25 protein-coding genes are annotated in these 19,039 nt (G+C 64.6%); 3 read left to right on the forward strand and 22 right to left on the reverse strand.

Going from position 1 to position 19,039, the window contains the following annotated elements; genetic code table 11:
* Positions 1–420: 420 nt before the first annotated feature.
* From ACP92_RS13370 to dctP, 14 genes are all read right to left on the reverse strand, one after another.
* On the reverse strand, positions 421–900 hold the full coding sequence (locus tag ACP92_RS13370; protein ID WP_013234649.1) for an acyl-CoA thioesterase: 480 nt from the start codon (positions 898–900) through the stop codon (positions 421–423).
* Positions 901–1,081: 181 nt separating this feature from the next.
* Positions 1,082–2,014: a 2-hydroxyacid dehydrogenase gene (locus ACP92_RS13375; protein ID WP_013234650.1), complete on the reverse strand. Its 933-nt coding sequence runs from the start codon at positions 2,012–2,014 to the stop codon at positions 1,082–1,084.
* Positions 2,015–2,209: 195 nt separating this feature from the next.
* On the reverse strand, positions 2,210–2,452 hold the full coding sequence (locus ACP92_RS13380) for a hypothetical protein (protein ID WP_041310843.1): 243 nt from the start codon (positions 2,450–2,452) through the stop codon (positions 2,210–2,212).
* A gap of 48 nt (positions 2,453–2,500) precedes the next feature.
* The gene (locus ACP92_RS13385) at positions 2,501–2,749 is read right to left on the reverse strand and encodes a DUF6139 family protein (RefSeq protein WP_041310845.1); all 249 of its coding nucleotides are present in this window, start codon (positions 2,747–2,749) and stop codon (positions 2,501–2,503) included.
* 151 nt (positions 2,750–2,900) lie between these two features.
* A complete protein-coding gene (locus tag ACP92_RS13390) occupies positions 2,901–3,845 on the reverse strand; it encodes an acyltransferase domain-containing protein (protein WP_013234652.1) in 945 nt (314 codons plus the stop codon).
* Positions 3,842–4,780, reverse strand: a complete 939-nt coding sequence (gene mdcB / locus ACP92_RS13395; protein WP_013234653.1) for a triphosphoribosyl-dephospho-CoA synthase MdcB — start codon at positions 4,778–4,780, stop codon at positions 3,842–3,844. Before mdcB ends, ACP92_RS13390 begins: the two co-directional genes overlap by 4 nt.
* On the reverse strand, positions 4,768–5,481 hold the full coding sequence (mdcG, locus tag ACP92_RS13400) for a malonate decarboxylase holo-[acyl-carrier-protein] synthase (RefSeq protein ID WP_013234654.1): 714 nt from the start codon (positions 5,479–5,481) through the stop codon (positions 4,768–4,770). The genes mdcB and mdcG overlap by 13 nt, the downstream gene beginning before the upstream one ends.
* Positions 5,482–5,486: 5 nt before the next feature.
* The gene (gene mdcE / locus ACP92_RS13405; protein ID WP_013234655.1) at positions 5,487–6,227 is read right to left on the reverse strand and encodes a biotin-independent malonate decarboxylase subunit gamma; all 741 of its coding nucleotides are present in this window, start codon (positions 6,225–6,227) and stop codon (positions 5,487–5,489) included.
* 10 nt (positions 6,228–6,237) lie between these two features.
* Positions 6,238–7,134 carry a biotin-independent malonate decarboxylase subunit beta gene (locus tag ACP92_RS13410; RefSeq protein WP_013234656.1) on the reverse strand — a complete coding sequence of 299 codons (897 nt, stop codon included), beginning with the start codon at positions 7,132–7,134 and terminating at the stop codon, positions 6,238–6,240.
* Positions 7,131–7,445 (reverse strand): malonate decarboxylase acyl carrier protein, encoded by a 315-nt coding sequence (gene mdcC, locus ACP92_RS13415; protein WP_041310847.1) that lies wholly within the window; start codon positions 7,443–7,445, stop codon positions 7,131–7,133. Before mdcC ends, ACP92_RS13410 begins: the two co-directional genes overlap by 4 nt.
* 35 nt (positions 7,446–7,480) lie before the next feature.
* The gene (gene mdcA / locus ACP92_RS13420; RefSeq protein WP_013234657.1) at positions 7,481–9,148 is read right to left on the reverse strand and encodes a malonate decarboxylase subunit alpha; all 1,668 of its coding nucleotides are present in this window, start codon (positions 9,146–9,148) and stop codon (positions 7,481–7,483) included.
* On the reverse strand, positions 9,149–10,498 hold the full coding sequence (locus tag ACP92_RS13425; RefSeq protein WP_013234658.1) for a TRAP transporter large permease: 1,350 nt from the start codon (positions 10,496–10,498) through the stop codon (positions 9,149–9,151). It abuts the gene before it with no gap.
* Complete coding sequence (locus tag ACP92_RS13430; protein WP_013234659.1) at positions 10,495–11,073, reverse strand: TRAP transporter small permease; 579 nt, start codon at positions 11,071–11,073, stop codon at positions 10,495–10,497. The genes ACP92_RS13425 and ACP92_RS13430 overlap by 4 nt, the downstream gene beginning before the upstream one ends.
* Positions 11,070–12,092 carry a TRAP transporter substrate-binding protein DctP gene (gene dctP / locus ACP92_RS13435; protein ID WP_041310849.1) on the reverse strand — a complete coding sequence of 341 codons (1,023 nt, stop codon included), beginning with the start codon at positions 12,090–12,092 and terminating at the stop codon, positions 11,070–11,072. The genes ACP92_RS13430 and dctP overlap by 4 nt, the downstream gene beginning before the upstream one ends.
* Before the next feature lie 146 nt (positions 12,093–12,238).
* Between dctP and ACP92_RS13440 the strand changes: the two genes are divergently transcribed.
* Entirely contained in the window at positions 12,239–12,907 is a 669-nt protein-coding gene (locus ACP92_RS13440; protein ID WP_013234661.1) for a GntR family transcriptional regulator, read from the forward strand.
* Positions 12,908–12,918: 11 nt separating this feature from the next.
* Here the strand turns inward: ACP92_RS13440 and ACP92_RS13445 are convergent, their stop codons facing one another.
* The 4 genes from ACP92_RS13445 to ACP92_RS13460 form a co-directional block, all read right to left on the reverse strand.
* Positions 12,919–13,818 (reverse strand): pseudouridine synthase, encoded by a 900-nt coding sequence (locus tag ACP92_RS13445; protein WP_013234662.1) that lies wholly within the window; start codon positions 13,816–13,818, stop codon positions 12,919–12,921.
* On the reverse strand, positions 13,815–15,155 hold the full coding sequence (locus ACP92_RS13450; RefSeq protein WP_013234663.1) for a type II toxin-antitoxin system HipA family toxin: 1,341 nt from the start codon (positions 15,153–15,155) through the stop codon (positions 13,815–13,817). The genes ACP92_RS13445 and ACP92_RS13450 overlap by 4 nt, the downstream gene beginning before the upstream one ends.
* Positions 15,152–15,454, reverse strand: coding sequence for a helix-turn-helix domain-containing protein (locus ACP92_RS13455; protein WP_013234664.1), 303 nt, complete (start codon positions 15,452–15,454; stop codon positions 15,152–15,154). The genes ACP92_RS13450 and ACP92_RS13455 overlap by 4 nt, the downstream gene beginning before the upstream one ends.
* 185 nt (positions 15,455–15,639) lie before the next feature.
* The gene (locus ACP92_RS13460; RefSeq protein ID WP_013234665.1) at positions 15,640–15,828 is read right to left on the reverse strand and encodes a YjfB family protein; all 189 of its coding nucleotides are present in this window, start codon (positions 15,826–15,828) and stop codon (positions 15,640–15,642) included.
* A 213-nt stretch (positions 15,829–16,041) separates the two neighbouring features.
* Between ACP92_RS13460 and ACP92_RS13465 the strand changes: the two genes are divergently transcribed.
* A complete protein-coding gene (locus tag ACP92_RS13465; protein ID WP_013234666.1) occupies positions 16,042–16,428 on the forward strand; it encodes a type II toxin-antitoxin system RelE/ParE family toxin in 387 nt (128 codons plus the stop codon).
* Positions 16,409–16,744 carry a helix-turn-helix domain-containing protein gene (locus ACP92_RS13470; RefSeq protein ID WP_041311942.1) on the forward strand — a complete coding sequence of 112 codons (336 nt, stop codon included), beginning with the start codon at positions 16,409–16,411 and terminating at the stop codon, positions 16,742–16,744. Before ACP92_RS13465 ends, ACP92_RS13470 begins: the two co-directional genes overlap by 20 nt.
* Before the next feature lie 79 nt (positions 16,745–16,823).
* Here ACP92_RS13470 and ACP92_RS13475 read toward each other — a convergent pair whose 3' ends face one another.
* From ACP92_RS13475 to ACP92_RS13490, 4 genes are all read right to left on the reverse strand, one after another.
* Positions 16,824–17,012 (reverse strand): hypothetical protein, encoded by a 189-nt coding sequence (locus ACP92_RS13475; RefSeq protein ID WP_041311945.1) that lies wholly within the window; start codon positions 17,010–17,012, stop codon positions 16,824–16,826.
* A gap of 182 nt (positions 17,013–17,194) precedes the next feature.
* A complete protein-coding gene (locus ACP92_RS13480; RefSeq protein ID WP_013234669.1) occupies positions 17,195–18,031 on the reverse strand; it encodes an anti-sigma factor family protein in 837 nt (278 codons plus the stop codon).
* Entirely contained in the window at positions 18,028–18,582 is a 555-nt protein-coding gene (locus tag ACP92_RS13485; protein ID WP_048348571.1) for an RNA polymerase sigma factor, read from the reverse strand. The genes ACP92_RS13480 and ACP92_RS13485 overlap by 4 nt, the downstream gene beginning before the upstream one ends.
* A 23-nt stretch (positions 18,583–18,605) precedes the next feature.
* Positions 18,606–18,977: a COG4315 family predicted lipoprotein gene (locus ACP92_RS13490; protein ID WP_013234671.1), complete on the reverse strand. Its 372-nt coding sequence runs from the start codon at positions 18,975–18,977 to the stop codon at positions 18,606–18,608.
* Positions 18,978–19,039: the final 62 nt, after the last annotated feature.

Here is a 19,039-nt window from a genome sequence, read left to right on the forward strand (position 1 = left end):
GACACTCACCCATCACAATTAATATTTACAACATATTTTGTATTTATTTTATTTTATCATCACGATAGATTGTACTTTTAATATTTTTTATTGAGGTGTCGAGGAGCGTAGACAAAAACGAGGTCTATCGCCAAGAACAGGCGCTTGGCGCTTTGAATACATGGGATGGGAGAGGAGACGTCAGCTTTGCGCGACAGAAACGCCGGCAGGTGCCGACCTGGCCTGTCAAAGCTGGCTATGCGATGGGAAGCGACAACGGCTGGATGTCGTTGTCGTTCTGTTGACGTGGATCGGGAGCGTGAACTACGGCCACGAAGGCGCGCCCTCTCAATGCTGGGCGATACCTTCGCACCCGATCACGGCATTCAGGGGCGACGGGAACCCTGGTGCGCGAGGTGGATTGATCCGATCAAACGATCCTCATCCCGGCTTGACTTCATCATAGCGGCGCGCCAGCTCCTGGCGCAGCGACTTGCGAATCACGGCCGCCTCGAAACGGCGCTTTTCCTCCTGCGAGAAGGGTCGCAGCGGCGGCACCGGAATCGGCTTGCGCTGGTCATCCACCGCCACCATGGTGAAGAAGCAACTGTTGACGTGGCGCGTCTCCTGGGTACGGATGTTCTCGGCCACCACCTTGATGCCGATCTCCATGGAGGATTTGCCGGTGTGATTGACGCTGGCCAGGAAGGTCACCAGCTCGCCCACATGGATGGGTTGGCGGAACATCACCTGGTCCACCGACAAGGTCACCACGTATTGCCCGGCATAGCGGCTGCCGCAGGCGTAGGCGACCTGGTCGAGCAGCTTGAGGATGGTTCCCCCGTGTACGTTGCCGGCGAAATTGGCCATGTCCGGGGTCATCAGGACGGTCATGGTGAGTTGGTGAGATGGCAGATCCATGGTGCGTGGCTCTCTCTGTTTGTGGTGGCGTTGGGTGATGGGGTCAAACGGCTTGCCGGCGCGGCGCTCCCCCGAGCGCAGACGCAACCGGCCGGGGCAGCTTTCGTGGAGGAAAGCGGCCCCGCCGCGGCCGCTATTATCGGCCAGCCAGCCCATCCATGGCAAAAAAACGCTGGGCCGCTCAGGCCCGCAGCACCGGCTCGGCGGCGGCAAAGTGCTCTTCGCAGTTGCGCAGGAACTGCGTGACCGAGGCGCGAATGGCTTCCGGCGACCAGCCGGCGATATGCGGCGTGAGCACGACGTTGGGCAAGGCAATCAAGGCTGCCGGCGGCTGCGGCTCACCCTCATAGACATCCAGTCCGGCGCCGGCCAGGCGTCCCGAGGACAGCGCCGCGCCCAGGGCGTCGGTATCGACGATGCTGCCGCGGCCGATGTTGACCAGATAGCCCTGCGGCCCCAGCTCCTCCAGCACGCGCGCATTGATCAGGTGCCGGGTCTGGGCGCCGCCGGGCGCAGCCACGATGAGGCAATCAGCCCATCCAGCCAGTTGGGCCACGTCCGGGAAGTAATGGTAATCGACGTCGTCGCGCTTCTTGCGGTTGCAATAGGCGATCTCAGCATCGAAGGCGGCGGCGCGGCGGGCGATCTTCTTCCCGATATTGCCCATGCCGACGATGCCCACGCGCTTGCCGGCCAGTTGCGGCTGCAGCGGAATAGTCTCGCGCCAGCCGCCGTCGCGGGTGTAGCGGTCCAGCACCGGAATGTTGCGCAGGATGGCCAGCAGCAGGCCCAGGGCGTGGTCGGCCACGCAATCCTCGTTGGTGCCGGCGCCGGTGGCGATCTCGATGCCATGCGCCTCGGCGTGCGCCACATCGACGTTCTCAAAGCCAGCGCCCAGGGTGCAGACCAGTTGCAGGTGCGGCAAGGCGCGCATCTCTTCGGCGGTGAGGCCGGTGGAACCATTGGTCAGCACCACGGCCACCTTGCGGGCCGGGCCGGCAATCATCTCGTCGCGCCGCTGGCGGTCGGGGGCGTAGAGGATGTCGTAGTGGGCGGCGATGGTGGCGGTGCTTTCCTCGGAGAGGTGGATCAGGACGAGTAAGGGCGGTTTCATGAGATGGGCTGGCAATGCGGGGGTGAAGGAAAATGCAATGCCCACATTCTATTGCGAATCGGTCAAACGGGGCAGTTGCCGACATGGCTGGACACTTCCATGCCAGTTCCGTGCCAGCAAAAATGAACAGGCCCGCTGCGCTGGGCGAGCGGGCCTGACATTGGCAAGGATGGGATGGAGGCGCGGCCTGGGCGCTCAGTGCCGCGCCTGCTGCTGTTCCAGCAACTCATGGGCGGCCTGGCGCGCACCGGCCTCGGCCGATTTTTCATCGGCAAAGGTCTGGTCGGCCAAGACCCGCTGGGCCGGGAACACCGGGTTGCGGTGCATGGGGTTGGTGGAATGGCCGAAGATGGCAACCTGCGCCACCCATTCCTCGCCACCGACGACTCGCACGCCGGCATACTCGACTTCGTAATCGCCTATCTGTTCGGTGGGCATGGTCTGTCTCCTCGTTGCGTGGCGTTAAGTTGGGTTGCGCCGCGCCGCTCAGGACGCGCCGTCGCCGCTGCGTTCGGCCAGATGGGTGATGGCGTAGCCCTTTTCGCCGATCTGCATGAAGGCGTCCTCGGCCTGCAGGGTGAAATGTCGCTTGCCGTCGCGCTCGAAGTCCACGTTCTGCTCATGGATCTGCCAGTCGGTATTGGTGACTTCGTCCGGCAACATCTTTTCGTGAGGAATGACGAGGTAGGAAAACAAACCTGCGCCATCCGGGCGCTTGTACACGTCGACTTTCATTATCAGCCTCCTGGTCGGGTTGAACAATGGCGGTGCGCCCTGGGCGCTCCTTGAAGATGCGACTTGCGGTATGAAGTTTGGTTCACGCGCAGCGACTCGCTTCACCATAGCAGTTGCGCCAGGGGGATGCCAGCAGCGTTTGCTGCAGAGTTCAGTCAGCCTGGCGGCGCAGCCAGCTCAACAGTCCGGACAGGCTGCGGAAGTCGGCCAGGGAGCGGCACGACAGATGGGGATGGCGCTCGCGCAGCATACGCGAGAGCGCCGCGCCGGGGCCCAGTTCCAGGGCGACGGTCACGCCGCGCTCCACGCAGGCGTCCATGCAGGCGGCCCACTGGATGGGCTCGGTCAGCTGGCGCAGCAGCAGCGCACAGGCCTGGTGCGCATCAGCGATGCCCTGGCCGCTGACGCCGGCCAGTAGCGCCGTCTTGGGGGCGTGCAAGGACAGCCCTTCCAGCGCTGCGGCAAAGGGCGTTACGGCGGCCTGCATCAGCGGCGTGTGCGAGGCCAGCCCCACGGGCAAGACCGTGGTTCGCGCACCGCGCCCGGCCAGCTCGGCAGCGACCGCCTCCAGGGCCGGGCTGGAACCACCGGCAATGAGGGTATCGTCCCCGGTGACGATGGCTACATGCGCGCCATGCCGCAGCAGGCAATCCTGGGCGGCGGCCAGATCAATGCCGCCCAGCGCCATGAGACCCTGCCCGGGCCGGGATCGCGCCGCCGCATCCATGGCCGCAGCACGCTGCGCCGCCAGCGCCACGGCCGCCACAGGATCGATCACCTCGGCCACCGCATAGGCCGACAGCTCGCCTACGCTATAGCCGGCCACCGCTACCGGCGGCCCGGCAATGGCGGCCAGGGGTTCGCGCAGGGCTTGCCAGGCGGCCAGTTGCGCGGCCACGATCAAGACCTGTGCATTGCCATTGGCGTACAGATGGGTGGGCTGCGAGAGCACCTGCGCCAACGGTGCATCCAGGTAGTCCGTCAAGGGAAGCTGGTCGAGGAAAGCGGCGGCCTGTTCATCTTCGCGCAGCAGGTCGAACAGGCCGGCATGCTGTGCGCCCTGACCCGGGCAGAGGATGGCCAGCCGCATGCTCATGCGCCGCGCTCCAGCTCCAGCGCCATCGCCTGATGCACCAGGCAGGCCGCGGCCAGCAAGTCGGCCGCGCCGCCCGGCGAAAGCCGATGCGCCACGAAATCATGATGGCAGGCCAGCGCCTGCGTCCGCCATCCGGGCGCGCCGGTACCGCCAGCGGCGAGGAAGGCGGCGCTCTGCTGGCGCACGCGCTGCGCGCCCTCAGCGCCGCCGCGATGATAGACATTGGTATCGCTGATATGGGCCATCAAGGCGAACAGCGCGTCGATGCGCGCCTCGTGCGGTGCGCGCCCCTGCTCCAGCGTGGACTGCAACTGCGGCAGGGCTACCTCGAAGACCGCCGGAAAGCCCAGCGCGCCCTCTTCGCGCGCCCCGCCCACGGCATGCGCGAGCGCTACCGACTGACCGTGGCTGCGCTGGCCGGCGCCGTGATCGAGATGGACGCCACTATGGCGCGCCAGCGCATCGCCCCACTGGATCAGCAGCGTGGCGCGGATGACCTCGGCCTGCAAGGGCAGCTTGCGGCCACGGCAATAGGCCATGGCGGCGCACAGCATGCCCAGCGCGAAGATCGCACCGCGATGGGTGTTGACGCCGCCGGTGGCGCGCAGCATGCGGGCCTCGGCGGCAATGGCCAGCTTCTGCAGGTGATGGAAAGGGGCGCCCTTGAGGCCCGCAACGGCAATCTGGAAGAAATAGTGGCGCAGCGAAAAAAGGCTGCGCAGGAAGGTGCTGGCGTCCATGTCGTCATGGCTGCCGTTGTCGATCAGCGAGACCAGCCCCGGCTTGGGATACAGCACCAGTTCCTGATGCAGGCTGCGCAGCGCCAGGCGCGCCAGCTGACGACAGAACTGCAGGTTCTGGCGCACGGCGCGGCGCTGTTGCAGAGGATGCAGCGGCGCCGCCAGCAGGGCGGGATGGGCCATCAGACGACGCATGCCTGCCCTTCCCTGGCGGCCAAGGCAGCCAGGAGTTGCGCCACCGGTTCCAGCGCCACAGCCGCAGGCCGCTTGACCATCACCCTGGCGTCGCTCTTCGTCTCCTTGCGCATCACCTGTTGCCATTCCTTCCACGACACCGCTGCGCCATCCGGGAAGACGATCTCGCCATCCAGCGGCAGCATGGCCGCCTGCCGCGCCAGCAGCTGCAGCCCCTGCGCCAGTTGCGCCTGGCTGTCCGGCGCGAACAGCAGGTCGATATCGGAACTGCTGCGCACGTAGGCCTGGGCGGTGATGGCCTGCCAGGACAGCGAACCGAACACCGCCAAGGCAATGCCCGCCGCCTGCATCTGCTGCTGCAGCGCCTCCATGCCCGCCTGCCAGCCCTGTGGCAGACCGTGCAGTCGCGCCGCCGCAATATCGCGCAACAGATAGGGAGCATGGCTGGCCGCTACCTCGGCGCGTTGCACGCGCAAGGCCAGGCGCGGCTTGTTGCCCTGCGCATCGGGCGGCAAGGCGATGCCGGCGCAGAGTTCGTCGGCACCGGCATCAGCCTCGGCGCGGCGCACCACGACCGGCCAGCGCATCTGCCGCCAGCGCGCCAGCACCGCCTGCTCGCGGCTGTCCTGGGACTGCGTCTGCAAGCGCGTCCAGGCGGCCTCGGTGAGCCAGAGCAGATGATGACGTGGCGCCGGCGTCATCGCGTTCACCCGTTCAAGGGTGCATCGTGGGCCACGGCGTCGATCACGCGCTGCGCCCATTGACGCCCGCCGCGCGCACGACCCAGCGCGGCCCGCACATCGGCATTGTCCGCGCTCGCCAGCGCCTGGCGCATGGCCTGGGCCAGGTCGCCGCTCCAGATCTCGGCCACGCCGCCCATGCGCAGGTAGTTTTCCGGACCCGGCGCGAAGACCGGGTTGCTCTTGGCCAGTTCGGTGAGGCGTTCTTCGGGCACCTTGGTGATGCGCGCCATCGCCGGCAGGCCCATGACGCGAATGGTGGCGTCGGGCAAGGCGTAGCAGGCGTCGGCAATCAGGCCGCTGGTGATGAAGCCGCCCGACAAGGCCTGGTCATAGACCAGGCCAATGACGCGATGGCCCTGGCGGCGCGCCAGTTCAACACACTTGCCCAGGTGCGCCATGTAGCTGTTGATGCCGAGCATTTCATCGCGGTGGCGCAGGCGCTGGCCTTGCGTATCGACCAGGATGACGATGGCGCGGCCCGGATGGTTGCGCACGGTGTCCAGGATGGCGGTGGCCTGCGCCAGCGCAATCTCGATGCCGATGGGCGTGTGGCCGGTGGTGCCGACCACGGTGACGGTGTGGCCATCGACCTGGGCGGTACCGGAAAGGAAATGCTCTGATTCAGTGATCTGGTGGCCCTGCGGGAACAAGGTCTGCGCCAATGCGCGCCAGTCCACCTGGCCGGGAGTCGGGGTTGCGGTCATGGCTGTCCTCTCAGGCGGGCGATGTGATGCGATGGGCCTGGGCCATTGCCGTGAAGGCGTCGGCCTCCAGCATCGGCACGCTGTCCGGACGGGGCACGCCCAGTTCGGCCCAGATATCCATGGGGTCGTCGGCCAGGCCGAAGGTGGCGATGCGACGGCGCAGCATTTCCTGTTCGGCTTCCAGCGCGGCCAGCGTCAGTTGCGGCGCGCTCACCTGCGCCAGCGCCGCGATGGCGGCGGCCCGGAAGGCTGCTGTATCGTCGCTGACCAGTTGCTGGCAATCGCCGATCAGGTAGCGGTGCTTGCCACCGGTGGTGCGCCAGACCAGGGCGCGGTCGCGCGAGTCGAATTCTTCCACGCCATTGGCGGTCTCGATCACTTCGGGGCCGGACATGGCCAGCCGCCCTTCCTCGGACATGATCACGGTATTGGCGCAGCGCGCCACGATGCCCATGCCGCCGAAGCAGCCATTGGCGCCGCCCACCAGCACGATCACGGGAATGCCGGCAGCCCGTGTTTCCAGCACGGCGCGCATGACTTCGGAGACGGCGATGAGGCCGGCATTGGCTTCATGCAGGCGCACGCCGCCGGTTTCCAGCAGCAGGATCACGCCGGCCGCCTGTTTGACCACGGCGCGCCTGAGCAGCCCCACCAGCTTGGCCCCATGCACCTCGCCCACGGCTCCGCCCATGAAGCCGCCCTCTTGCGCGGCGGCCATCACGGCCTGGCCATCGAGCCGGCCTGCGCCGATGATGACGCCGTCATCGAAGGACACCGGCGCATCCAGCTGGCCCAGGTGCGGACTGACCACACGCTGGGCCGGCGGCAACAGTTCCTCGAAGCTGCCGGCGTCCAGCACGGCCAGGATGCGCTCGCGCGCCGTGGCTTCCAGATAGCTCGCGCTCATTGGCCCTCCTCCACCATGGCTTCCACGGCCTGGTCCAGGCGCAGGCTGACCACGGCAGGCGTGGCGCCCATGTCGTTGATGGAGATGCGGGCATCGGCCAGTTGCCAGCGCTGCTGGAAGTCGCGCATCACGGCTTCCCAGATGGCGCCGAAACCGCGTGCCGCTGTCTTCACCTCGATGGCGCAGGCGCCGTCCAAGGCCGCATTCTCGATCAGCACTTCCAGGTTGCCGGAGCTGACCACGCCGACCAGTTCAGGCGCGGCCTTGAGGCGGCGCTGGCCGTGCTCGAAGCGAAAAGTCAAAGTTTCCATATCGTCGCTTTCATTGCGATGTCGTTGCGGATTGCTTACCAGTTGCGGAAGCGCTTGGGCGGGTTGTACAGCCCGCCGGAGGCCCGCACCAGGTCCTTCATGTTCTTGGCCGCCAGCAGGTCGCGGGTGGCCATGCGCTTGTCGATGCCCAGGTCTTCGGCGCGGCGGATGATGCCACGGTCGCGCAGGTTTTCCACCATGCGACGGTCGCGACCCATGCCCACCGCCGTATAACCGGCCACGCCACGGATGGCTTGCTCGCGCTCTTCTTCGGTACGGCACAGCAGCAGGTTGGCGATGCCCTCTTCGGTGAGGATGTGGGTGACATCGTCGCCATAGATCATCACCGGCGGAATCGGCATCTTGGCCTGTTCGCCCAGTTGCCAGGCATCGAGTCTTTCGACGAAGGCCGGCTGCATGTGCTCGCGGAAGGTCTCCACCGTCTGCACCACCAGTTTCTGCCCACGCGGGATGGTATGACGCCCTGCCCTGGCCTGCTGGCCGGCCTTGAGCCAGGCCTCGCTGGCATGGCGGCGTCCGCGGGCGTCCGCCCCCATGTTGGGCGCGCCGCCGAACCCGGCGATGCGGCCCAGCGTGGCCGTGGAGGAATTGCCCTGCAAGTCGATCTGCAGGGTCGAGCCGATGAACATGTCGCAGCCATAGTGGCCGGCGGTCTGCGAGAAAGCACGGTTGCTGCGCATGGAGCCATCGGGGCCGACGAAGAAGATGTCCGGCCGGGCGCGGATATAGTCTTCCATGCCCAGTTCGGAACCAAAGGAATGCACCGATTCCACAAACCCGGCTTCGATGGCGGGAATCAAGGCCGGATGCGGGTTGAGCGCCCAGTGCTTGCAGATCTTGCCGCGCAGGCCGAGCGATTCGGCATAGGTCGGCAGGATCAGCTCGATGGCGGCGGTATCGAAACCGATGCCGTGGTTCAGGCGCTGCACCCCGTATTCGGCATAGATGCCCTTGATGGCCATCATCGCCATGAGCACCTGGATTTCGGAGATCTGCGCCGGGTCGCGGGTGAACAGCGGTTCGATGTAATGCGGGGTGGGCGCCTTGATGGCAAAGCCCACCCAGTCAGCCGGGATGTCCACGCGCGGCAGTTCATCGACGATCTCGTTGACCTGGGCAATCACGATGCCGCTGGAGAAGGCCGTGGCTTCGGCAATGGCGGGCGTATCTTCGGTGTTGGGGCCGGTGTAGAGGTTGCCGTGGCGGTCGGCGGCCTGGGCGGCCACCAGCGCCACGCGCGGGGTCAGGTCGACGAAGTAGCGCCCGAACAATTCCAGGTAGGTATGGATGGCGCCGATGTTGAGCTTGCCGGCCGAGGCCAGCTTGGCCAAGCGGCCGGCCTGGGGACCGGAGAAGGAAAAGTCCAGCCGGTCGGCAATGCCCTTCTCGAACACGTCCAGATGTTCCGGCAGGGCCAGCACCGAGAACAGCATGTGCAAGCCATTGACCCGTGCCGGGTCGAGCGCCGCCAGTCCCTTGGCCAGGAAATCGGCCTGCTTCTGGTTGTTGCCCTCGACGCAGACCCGGTCGCCGTTTTCCAGCACCGCATAGAGCAGGTCCGCCAGTTTGTCGGCAGGCGCGATCTTGCCCTGCAACTGGCTGCCCAATACGGCGGTGGCGCGCGCCAGCCGCTGTTCACGGTTCTTCTGGCGCGCATTCCACACGCGTTCGCTGCTACTCATTTACTTGGCTCCCATCAACAGATCAGGCAATAAGGTCGCGATGCCGGGGAACATGCACAGGAGCAGGACCGCCAGGAACATCAGCGCCAGGAAAGGAATCGTCCCCTTGATGACATCGCCCAGTGCGATATCGGGGGCGATGTTCTTGATCACGAACAGGTTCAGTCCCACCGGCGGATGGATCAGCCCCATCTCCATGACCACGGTCATGACGATGCCGAACCAGATCAGGTCGAAGCCTGCGGCCTTGAGTGGCGGCAGGATGATGGGCGCGGTCATGAGGATGATCGACACCGGCGGCAGGAAGAAGCCCAGCACGATCACCATGCCCAGGATCACCGCCAGCAGCAGCCATTTCGACAGGTGCAGGTCGACCACCCACTGCGCCGCCGACTGGCTGATGTGCAGGTAGCTCATCACATAGGAATACAGCAGCGACATGCCGATGATCAACAGCAGCATGCCTGATTCCTTGATGGTGGAACTGAGGAAGGGCGCGATCTCACGCGGCTTGTAGATGCGATAGACCACCGCGATCAAGACCAGCGCCAGCAACGCGCCCAGGCCGGCGGTCTCGGACGGCGTGGCCAGGCCGCCATAGAGCGCCACCATCACGCCGATCAGGAGGATCAGGAAAGGCAGCACGCGGGGCAGCATTTCCACCTTCTGCGCCAGCGTGAAATGCTCGTCATCCAGATAGGCCGACTTGGCGCCGCCGGCGCTATAGACCGCATGCGCCAGCCTGTATTCCTTGCGGGCGCGGTAGACGGCATAGCCGGCAAACAGGAGCACCAGCAGCACGCCCGGCCCGATGCCGGCCAGGAACAGGCGGCCCAGCGACTGCTCGGCCGCCACCGCATACAGGATCATGGTGATCGAGGGCGGCAGCAAAATGCCAAGGGTACCGCCGGCAGCGATGATGCCGGCGGCAAACCCGGGCGAGTAGCCTCGTCGGCGCATCTCCGGAATGCCCGCCGAACCGATGGCCGAGCAGGTCGCCGGCGACGAGCCGGCCATGGCCGCAAACAGCGCGCAGGCAAACACGTTGGCAATGCCCAGCCCGCCCGGCACCTTGTTCAACCAGGCGTGGATGGCCGAATACAAGTCCTTGCCCGCAGGGGATTTGCCGATGGCCGCCCCCTTGAGGATGAACAGCGGAATGGACAGCAGCGTGATGGAAGCGATTTCTTCGTAGACGTTCTGCGTGATGGTGTCCAGCGACGATTCCGGCATGAAGAAATACATGAAGCCGGTCGCCACCACGCCCAGCGCGAAAGCGATCGGCATCCCCGAACACATCACCACGATGGTGACCACGCCATAGAGCACACCCAGGGTCAGCGGACTCATTGCGCACCTCCCGCCGGCGTTGCGGGTACGGTGCCGGTGATGCGCACCAGCACCTGCACCAGCAATTGCAGCGTGAGCATGGTCATGCCCAGCGCCATCAGCGAATACGGGATCCACAGCGGCGGCGCGAAGGTCGAGGAAGTGGTCTGTCCTTCCACCCAGGCTTCATGGAACAGCGCCCACGATTTCCAGGTGAAGAAGGCGCAGAAGAGCAAGGACACCACATCCACGATGAACATGCGCACCCGGTTGGCCAGCGGCGAGAGCATGCCCGCCAGCGCCTCGATACCGATATGACCGCGCAGCGACTGCACATAGGCCGAGCACAGGAAGATCACGCCCACCAGCATGAACACCGAGGCTTCATCCTGCCAGTCGGTGGGCTGATGGAAGAAGTAACGCACCACCACCGAATAGGTGAGGATGCAGGATGTGACCAGGAGCGCAATCATGCCCAGGAACACGGCCACCCGATGGTAGCCCCGCAGGAAGGCCCCCAGCCAGGCCACTGGGGCGCTGGCCGGCACTTCGGGGCGCGTCGCTGCCGCGCCGGGCATCTCGAAGCCATGACTCATAAGGTCTTCTCCGCCAGGGCCAGCAGCTTGGCGCAATTGGCGTTGCGCGCCGCGAAGTCCTTCCAGGCGGTGTTGCGGGCGATGTCCTGCCACTTCTTGACGACCTCGGCATTCAGGTCCACCACCTTGGCGCCGGCCTTCTGGTAGACCTGGGCCACGGCGATGTCATCGGCCTGGGCGGCCTTGGTGGCGAACTGTTCCATCTCGGCGCCCACGGCCATGATGACGGACTGCTGGTCCTTGGGCAGGCGCTCGAAGACGGCCTTGGAGATCATCAGCGGTTCGAACATGTACCAGTAGGCCTTGTCGCGCCCCGTGGTGAGGGCCTTGGCGACTTCTTCCAGGCGGAAGGACATGAAGGAAGTCGACGAGGTCATCGCCGCATCCATCGCGCCAGTCTGCATGGCGGCGTAGATTTCATTGGAGGGCAGCGTGACCACGGCGGCGCCCGCTTCCTTCAAGATCAGGTCCATCTCGCGCGAGCCGCCGCGCACCTTCATGCCCTTGGCGTCAGACGGATCGACGATGGGCTTGCCGCGCGAGGCCACGCCGCCGGCCTGCCAGATCCAGCTGACGATGATCACGCCCTTCTCGGCCAGTACGCGGGCCAGCTCCTTGCCGACTTCGGCATTCTTCCAGGCCGCGCCTTGCTGGTAGGACGTCACCAGGCCGGGCATGAGGCCGATATTGGTTTCGGGCACTTCGCCGCCGGCGTAGTTCAGCGGCACCAGCGACATGTCCAGCGCGCCCTTGCGCATGGCCGAGAACTGGGCATTGGTCTTCATCAGGGATGAACCGGGGTAGATCTCGAACTTCAAGGCGCCCTTGGTGCGTTCGCTGACCTGCTGGGCAAACATGCGCACCAGGCGGTCGCGGAAGTCGCCTTCTGTCAGGGTGCCGCCGGGGAACTGGTGCGAAATCTTCAGGCTGGCCGTTTGCGCCCAGACCGAGGGAACGGCGCTGGCCAATGGGGCTGCTGCGAGGGTGCCAAGAAACTGACGACGGGTGAATGCGCTCATGCTGGTATCTCCTCCAGGATTGATGGGACTGCGTGTGTTTTTATGCTCTCATCGTGTATACAATTTCATAGGAAACGCATACATTGTCAAGCATAAATCCCGTGGAGGCCCTTTCTTTTACAATGCTGACTTTAGAGGCAAACGCCATGGATACGCCAAAAACCCGCGCTGAAGCGCTCCGCGAGTCAATCGAAGAACTTATCGCTGTCAGCAAGCTGTCGCCCGGCCAGCACCTGGATGAGACATCGCTGGCCGAGGAATTCGGTGTCTCGCGCACCCCCATCCGCGAGGCGCTGATCCAGCTGGCCTCGATGGGCATCGTCGAGATGCGCCCGCGCCGGGGCGCCATCGTGGCCGAGATCGGCCCGCAACAGCTCATTGAAATGTTTGAAGTGATGGCCGAGTTCGAGGCCATGTGCGGCCGCCTGGCGGCGCGCCGGATGACGCCGGCCGAGCATGCCGAGCTGCTGGCGGCGCACCAGGCCTGCCAGGCGGCGCGCGACGCCAATGATCCGGATGCCTATTTCTATCTCAACGAAGCCTTCCACGACCATATCTACGCTGGCAGCCACAATGGCTTCCTGGCCGATCAGGCGCGCGCCCTGCACCGCCGCCTGCGGCCCTATCGGCGACTGCAGCTGCGGGTGCGGGACAGGCTCAAGAGCTCCTTCGACGAACACCAGGCAGTGGTCGACGCCATCATCTCCGGCGACGCCGAGAAGACCGTGGACCTGCTGCGCGAGCACATCATGATCCAGGGGCAGCGCTTTGCCGACCTGGTGGCCTCGCTGCATCAGCTGAAATCGGCCGCCTAAGGCGGCCACTCTCAAAGATTGCGTTCACTGCTGAAGTGACGTTCGCTGCCATCGAGCGGATCGATGAAGAACAGTGACCGGGCCAGCAGCTTGAGCGGCTTGTCCAGGTCATCGGCCACGCCGACCGGCACCGCCTCCGGATAGAACAGGTCATTGAGGATGGGGATGCCCAGCGCAGCCATGTGTACCCGCAACTGGTGACGCCGCCCGGTGACCGGTTCCAGCCGGTACAGGCCCAGCGCGCCACGAGCCTCGATGAGCGAGATATGGGTCTCGGAATTGGGCGCGCCCTCGGCTTCATGCATCTTGAAGAACTGCTCGGGAATCTCCTCCACCCGGCTGCGATGCACGCGCGGCAGCTCGAGATCGCTGCGCAGCGGGGCAATGGCTTCATAGACCTTGAACATGGCGCGCTGCTGGAACATCGACTGGTACTTGCCACGGCTGGCCGGCTGGTGGGAGAAGACGATCACCCCGGCCGTCTCGCGGTCCAGGCGGTGGATGGGCACCAGGTCTTGCAGGCCGGTGGCTTTCTTCAGGCGCACCAGCAGCGTCTCCTGCACGAAGCGCCCGGTCGGGATCACCGGCAGGAAGTGCGGTTTGTCGGCCACCAGCAGGTGATCATCCAGATGCAGGATCTTCTCTTCCACGGGTATGCGCGCTTCGCCCTGCGGCAGTTCGCGATAGTAGAAGATGCAGTCGCCGCTGCGGTAGGGCGTATCAGGCTGCAACGCTTCCCCATGCTGGTTGCGCACTTCTCCACGCAGCAGGCGTTCGCGCCAGACCGGCTCCGGCACGGCGGTAAAGCGCTCGGCCAGGAAAGACAGCATAGTGCGCCATGGCCCCGGCTGCAGCCACAGATAGCTGGGTGACAGCCCCTCGCGCATGGGCAGGGTCGGGGTCGGCCTCATGCGCCCTCCCCGCCGGCGGTGGCAGCTTTGCGGGCGGCGCGGCGACGCCAGGCGAGTACGCTGGCGTTGGCGTCCAGGTGACTCAGCAGCCGCGTGCGCTGGGCGTCGGTCAATGGCAGGCTGGCGATCAAGGCCGGCCATTGCGTCATGGCGCGCTCCACCGTGTCCACCAGGACGGCCTGCAACTTCGGTTCCGGGATGCGCCACAGATTGGCCAATTGGCGCAGGATGGCGGGGGTGAGCAATTGCTTGCCCTTCTGGCCCGGCACGAAGGCCAGGGCATGGCCATCACCGCCCACATAGGCGGCGTAGGCCACGATGTCATAGGCCGGCGACAAGGCGGCGGCCTGGGGCGTGTGATAGAGCAGGCTGAAGTTCTTCAGATGGGCGTCGAAATTGCCGAGCAGCTCGTTGACCTTGATCCGCCGCAGCAATTCATACACATCCTCCACCCCGCGCGTACTGCGTTCCAGCAGCACTACCCCGATGGCGGCATAGCTGCCCACATACTTGGCTCCTGGCGCGGTGCCGGTGACCTGGGCGAAATCCTCCATGTGCAGCCGGCCCGTGGGCGTGGGCGCGTCGCGGTCGAAACGTTGCACCAGCAGAAAGCGGCTGGCGTCATTGCGCAAGCCGAACGGCAGATGCTCCGCAATGGCTGAGAGCGGCTCCAGGCTGAAGCGGCAGGTATGGACACCCGCCGCCGCCGCCAGCGTGAGCGAGGAAAATTCGACCTGCGGCATGTTGGGATAATCGGTGGCCGGCAGCTTGGCGATGAAGTGGCTGCCGTGGCTGTCCTTGGAACGCATGACGTAGCGTCCTCCCGCTTCCCTGACCAGGGCCAGCTTGGGCTGCACCCCCGAGAGTGATTCCCCGCCCGGCACCGGCAACTGGCCCGAACTCATCTCGTAGCTGTCATGTCCCTGGCCCAGCAGGCGCCCCAGTCCACGTTCATCGAGCTCTTCGGCGCTGGCCGAGACATCGCCGGGCAAGTCGCGCCCGCAATAGGCCAGCAGGCCGAATTCATCATCCGGCGCCAGGCCTGCGCGCTGCACCAGATGCTTGCGCAGTTGCCCTTCCGGCAACAGGTTCTGGAAGAACGGTGGCAAGCCGCCGCGACCATCACCCCGGTTGGCCGCCAGGGTAGGATCGAGCAACTGGGCGCGAGTGCGTTCTTCGGTAGAGGCGCTGTAGAGCTGGGACAGGACGGGCCGTTGCGGACCTTGCAGGGCATAGGCGTCATCGAAACGGAAATAGCAACGTCCATCGTCGAGGGCAAACAGCGAACCGACCTCGGTCTGGCCCAGGCGTATGCGCAGGGAACGCAACATGCTCATGGCCGGCCTCCCTCACCCATCAGCGCTTGCAGGCGCTCACCCAGCTCGGTCTGCCCGCCTGCGCCCTGGCTGTCGGCCGCACGCAAGGCTGCGGCCTGGCGCGGCAGCACCAGCAGGTCCAGCTCCAGTTCGCTGCACAGGGCCAGCAGCTTGACCAGTTCGGTATTGCCGCGCCCGGTTTCCAGCGCCAGCAAGGTATTGCGATGCATGCCGGCGCGTTCGGCCAGCTCGACAGCCGTCAGTCCGCGCGCCTTGCGGGCGCTGCGGATGCGTTGGCCGATGTCTTGCAGATTGGTCATGGAAGAGGTGAAGTCCAATAAAAAAGGCTTTTTGAATATATACCATTCTATTGGTCATTCGCCTTAACGCAAGTACATTTAATTATTCAAATTGAATTAAGACCAATTAATTATGCTTTTTATGGAATAGGGACGAAAAAAATCGCAGTCCGAAGACTGCGATTTTCAAAAGCCTGTGACAGCACTCAAGCGGTCGTATTGACGTTGCGGCCGATATTGGGATTGGCCGGCACGGGCGGCAAGGCCTGCAACACGCCGACGACAGCCGCCGCCTGGGTATTGAGCGCCTTCTTCAGCATCAGGATATTGACCTGGTCCGAAGTCTGCGCTGTTGCCATGCTGGTGGCCAGCGATGCGATCTGATTGACATCCATGGACAGCTCCTTTTGAGGGAAACCGGCTGACAGGATTAATCGGCCGGTACACAGCGTTACGGCAGGATGTCGGGTTTCTTTACAGTGATCAAGACATTTCTTGCTATTCACTTACAGGCTCTCTTCTGTTGAGCAAGTAGAAATTTCTCTAAAACAACTTCTCTATTTGAGGCGCGACAGCGAGCCTTACCTGAACAGGTATAACCTGCTAGCATGCACGGTAAAGAAAAACCACTTGAATGGATAGGTAGCAGCTACAAGGACCTCATGGCACTGCCATCAGCCATTCGTCAGCGCTTTGGTTATGCCCTATCGTTGGCACAACTGGGAGATCGCGACGACGCAGCCAAAGTTCTAAGAGGATTTGGAGACGCAGGCGTGCTGGAAATCATTGAGGATGAGGCCAGCGGCACCTATCGGGCGGTGTACGTGATCAGGTTCGAAGAGGCGGTCTTCGTCCTCCATTGCTTCCAGAAGAAAAGCAAGCACGGTATTGCCACCCCGAAAACCGACATCGATATCATACGGACACGGCTGAAAGTCGCCGCCGCACGCGCAGAGGAGCTAAGACATGCACGACATGCAAAGAAGAACCATTGACGACACCCCTATCTTGCGCAGTTCAGACAATGTCTTCGCCGACCTCGGTCTGCCCGATGCGGACAAGCTCAAAATCAAGACTGCCCTGGTGGTTGAAATCCGCAAAGCCTTACGTACACTCGGACTCACCCAACAGGCCGCAGCCAAGCGCATGGGGATCTCCCAACCCAAGGTGTCAGGCATGATGCGTGGCGATTTCAGCAATCTGTCGGAACGCAAGCTGATGGATTGCCTGAACCGACTGGGCTATGACATCGAGATCAAATTGCATCCGACCAGCGCTGTTCAGGGTCACCTGACATTGACGGTGGCGTGAGCCAGCATGAGCGGCCAAGAGCGTCTTTATTGAACACTGGGGCATCCGGCCGGCGTTACGCCATGCCGTTGTGCTAAAACTAGACAATGGTATTGATGATCCGCCCGATATTCACATTCCCCGGCAACCGCGCCACCACCGTGGCCGCGCCGACCACCTCGTCCACGGTCGTCTTGGCGATCTTGCCCAGGTCGATGCCCACCGCATGCGCCGCCTTGTCCGCCAGCCAGGCTGTTGCCACTCCGCTGGCAATCGTTGCCATTTCCATATGAGCTCCCTCTGTGAAGTGCAGCCGGACCAAGGCGCCGGCATTCATCCATGTTTCCGCTTTCCCCCATCCTTGGGTCAAGCGCCTTTACGACATGGATGATTGTGTTAGCGGCAGCACGGTCGCGGCCTTAACCGTGGTTGGCCTTTCCTTACCCGCTTTTGCACTTGTAAACGCCGACCTCAGCGTGGCGGGGACGACGTCAGGGGAGACAACTGTTCATACACCGAGCTGGCGATGCGCGAGAGCTCGGCGCGGGCGATGCCGCCAGAAAGCGCATAACCGAACTGGCCATCGATCCAGTAGAAGACGTTGACCTTGCCTTCCTGGGCGAAGCGAAAGCCGGTTTCTCGGTTCTGCACCTGCTCATGCGAGACATACAGGGTCAGCCGCTGGCCCGCGGCGTCCTGGTACATGAATTGCGCCACCGGCCCGCTCTGGCCTGGCAGCAGGCGGCCACCGATCAGGTCGTAGCCCAGCGGGGCCAGCTTGGGGGCACGCAGGCTGGTTCCCAGGCGACGCGACAGCCAGGTCACCAGCGCCTGTTCCTGGTCCGCGCCGACTTCGACCGGACGGCGCAGGTCGACGCTGAATACCGCATGCGCCACCGCAGCCTGGCGCGCCAGCACCAGCGGCGCCTGCACACGGGCGTGTCGGCCATCGTCGCCAATATCATGCAGATACCAGCCCCCGACGCCACTGGCCATGCTCAACAGCAGCATGGCTGCCATGCGCCACCAGCGCGCTGCGTTGGCCGCAGGCGCGCGGGGCTGCTCCTGGTGGTTCGCCCCGGCCAGCACCGCCGCGGCCAGCCTGGGCGGCAAAGCCTCTTCGAGCACCGGGTCGAAGTGCGCATGCAGGGCGCGCTTCTGCCAGCGCCAGTCACGCACTTGCTCGGCCGCCTCGGCCTGGGTGGGGTCTTGCTCCAGCCAGGCGGCGATCTCGCTGGCGCGCGCGGCCGGCAACTGGCCGTCGGCAAAGGCGTGCAGATCTTCTTCAGGGATGGCCGGGGTCTTCATTTCACCACCTTCAAACTGGAACCGGGCGAGCTCTCGCCCTGCCCTTGCATCACGCGCCGCAGCCGCTCGCGGGCGCGCGACAGGCGTGACATGACGGTGCCGGTCGGAATGCCCAGCGTGACCGCCACTTCTTCGTAACGCATCTCTTCGAGCACCACCAGCAGCAGCACTTCGCGCTGCTCGGGCGGCAACAGCTGCAGGGCGGTTTCCAGGTCCAGCAAGACCCCCGGATCCAGCGCGACCTGGGCCTGGTCGATCTCGCCGTACTCGTCCAGCGCGACGGTCGCGGGCGATGCGCGCCGACGGGCATCGGCGTGCAGGTTGTGCATGATGGAGAACAGCCAGGGCCGCATGGGACTACCGCGCTGCCAGCTATCCAGCTTCTGCCAGGCGCGTTCCAGGGTGTCCTGCACCAGGTCGTCGGCGGCCTCGCGTGCACCGGTCAGCGCCCGGGCATAGCGGCGCAGACGCGGCAGGCAGGCGAGCATGGCTTGCTCGTCGGCCTGCCGCTCACGCTGCTGGCGTTGCTGCCGGGCCTGGCGTGTGAACATGGCGGGTCTCTGGACGGATCGGATCAGGGCTTGACGACGTGCCAGACATCCTTGAAGTTGTCGCCGGCACGGTCACCCGGCTTCTTGTCCTGCTCGTACAGGTACAGCGGCTTGCCCTGGTAGGCCAGCTGGGCGCTGCCGTCGTCGCGGGTCACCGTGGAGTACGGGGCGGCGGGGCTGCCCATGGGGGCGACCGGCGGCCACAGCTTGGCGCAGGGGCCGTTGCAGACGCTCTTGCCATTGTTGGGGGTGTCCTTGTCAAAGGTGTAGACGGTCATGCCGTGGGCGTCCACCAGGATGCCGTCCATGGCCTTCACGCCAGCGCCCTGGGCCAGCGCGGTGACGGATGCCGAGGCGCAAGCCAGGGCCAGCAGGGAGGTTGCGAGCAGTCTCATGTGATTTCCTTTTTCATGGTCGGGTTGCGCGGTGTGCCATACCCATGCCAGCGTATACGTCA

Source organism: Herbaspirillum seropedicae, from assembly GCF_001040945.1.
Classification (GTDB): Bacteria; Pseudomonadota; Gammaproteobacteria; order Burkholderiales; family Burkholderiaceae_D; genus Herbaspirillum; species Herbaspirillum seropedicae.

Excerpts from the sequence above, each read along its gene's own strand:
- ACP92_RS13370 (WP_013234649.1), bottom strand. The coding sequence starts at position 900 with ATGGATCTGCCATCTCACCAACTCACCATGACCGTCCTGATGACCCCG.
- ACP92_RS13375 (WP_013234650.1), bottom strand. The coding sequence starts at position 2,014 with ATGAAACCGCCCTTACTCGTCCTGATCCACCTCTCCGAGGAAAGCACC.
- ACP92_RS13380 (WP_041310843.1), bottom strand. The coding sequence starts at position 2,452 with ATGCCCACCGAACAGATAGGCGATTACGAAGTCGAGTATGCCGGCGTG.
- ACP92_RS13385 (WP_041310845.1), bottom strand. The coding sequence starts at position 2,749 with ATGAAAGTCGACGTGTACAAGCGCCCGGATGGCGCAGGTTTGTTTTCC.
- ACP92_RS13390 (WP_013234652.1), bottom strand. The coding sequence starts at position 3,845 with ATGAGCATGCGGCTGGCCATCCTCTGCCCGGGTCAGGGCGCACAGCAT.
- mdcB (WP_013234653.1), bottom strand. The coding sequence starts at position 4,780 with ATGCGTCGTCTGATGGCCCATCCCGCCCTGCTGGCGGCGCCGCTGCAT.
- mdcG (WP_013234654.1), bottom strand. The coding sequence starts at position 5,481 with ATGACGCCGGCGCCACGTCATCATCTGCTCTGGCTCACCGAGGCCGCC.
- mdcE (WP_013234655.1), bottom strand. The coding sequence starts at position 6,227 with ATGACCGCAACCCCGACTCCCGGCCAGGTGGACTGGCGCGCATTGGCG.
- ACP92_RS13410 (WP_013234656.1), bottom strand. The coding sequence starts at position 7,134 with ATGAGCGCGAGCTATCTGGAAGCCACGGCGCGCGAGCGCATCCTGGCC.
- mdcC (WP_041310847.1), bottom strand. The coding sequence starts at position 7,445 with ATGGAAACTTTGACTTTTCGCTTCGAGCACGGCCAGCGCCGCCTCAAG.
- mdcA (WP_013234657.1), bottom strand. The coding sequence starts at position 9,148 with ATGAGTAGCAGCGAACGCGTGTGGAATGCGCGCCAGAAGAACCGTGAA.
- ACP92_RS13425 (WP_013234658.1), bottom strand. The coding sequence starts at position 10,498 with ATGAGTCCGCTGACCCTGGGTGTGCTCTATGGCGTGGTCACCATCGTG.
- ACP92_RS13430 (WP_013234659.1), bottom strand. The coding sequence starts at position 11,073 with ATGAGTCATGGCTTCGAGATGCCCGGCGCGGCAGCGACGCGCCCCGAA.
- dctP (WP_041310849.1), bottom strand. The coding sequence starts at position 12,092 with ATGAGCGCATTCACCCGTCGTCAGTTTCTTGGCACCCTCGCAGCAGCC.
- ACP92_RS13440 (WP_013234661.1), top strand. The coding sequence starts at position 12,239 with ATGGATACGCCAAAAACCCGCGCTGAAGCGCTCCGCGAGTCAATCGAA.
- ACP92_RS13445 (WP_013234662.1), bottom strand. The coding sequence starts at position 13,818 with ATGAGGCCGACCCCGACCCTGCCCATGCGCGAGGGGCTGTCACCCAGC.
- ACP92_RS13450 (WP_013234663.1), bottom strand. The coding sequence starts at position 15,155 with ATGAGCATGTTGCGTTCCCTGCGCATACGCCTGGGCCAGACCGAGGTC.
- ACP92_RS13455 (WP_013234664.1), bottom strand. The coding sequence starts at position 15,454 with ATGACCAATCTGCAAGACATCGGCCAACGCATCCGCAGCGCCCGCAAG.
- ACP92_RS13460 (WP_013234665.1), bottom strand. The coding sequence starts at position 15,828 with ATGGATGTCAATCAGATCGCATCGCTGGCCACCAGCATGGCAACAGCG.
- ACP92_RS13465 (WP_013234666.1), top strand. The coding sequence starts at position 16,042 with ATGCACGGTAAAGAAAAACCACTTGAATGGATAGGTAGCAGCTACAAG.
- ACP92_RS13470 (WP_041311942.1), top strand. The coding sequence starts at position 16,409 with ATGCAAAGAAGAACCATTGACGACACCCCTATCTTGCGCAGTTCAGAC.
- ACP92_RS13475 (WP_041311945.1), bottom strand. The coding sequence starts at position 17,012 with ATGGAAATGGCAACGATTGCCAGCGGAGTGGCAACAGCCTGGCTGGCG.
- ACP92_RS13480 (WP_013234669.1), bottom strand. The coding sequence starts at position 18,031 with ATGAAGACCCCGGCCATCCCTGAAGAAGATCTGCACGCCTTTGCCGAC.
- ACP92_RS13485 (WP_048348571.1), bottom strand. The coding sequence starts at position 18,582 with ATGTTCACACGCCAGGCCCGGCAGCAACGCCAGCAGCGTGAGCGGCAG.
- ACP92_RS13490 (WP_013234671.1), bottom strand. The coding sequence starts at position 18,977 with ATGAGACTGCTCGCAACCTCCCTGCTGGCCCTGGCTTGCGCCTCGGCA.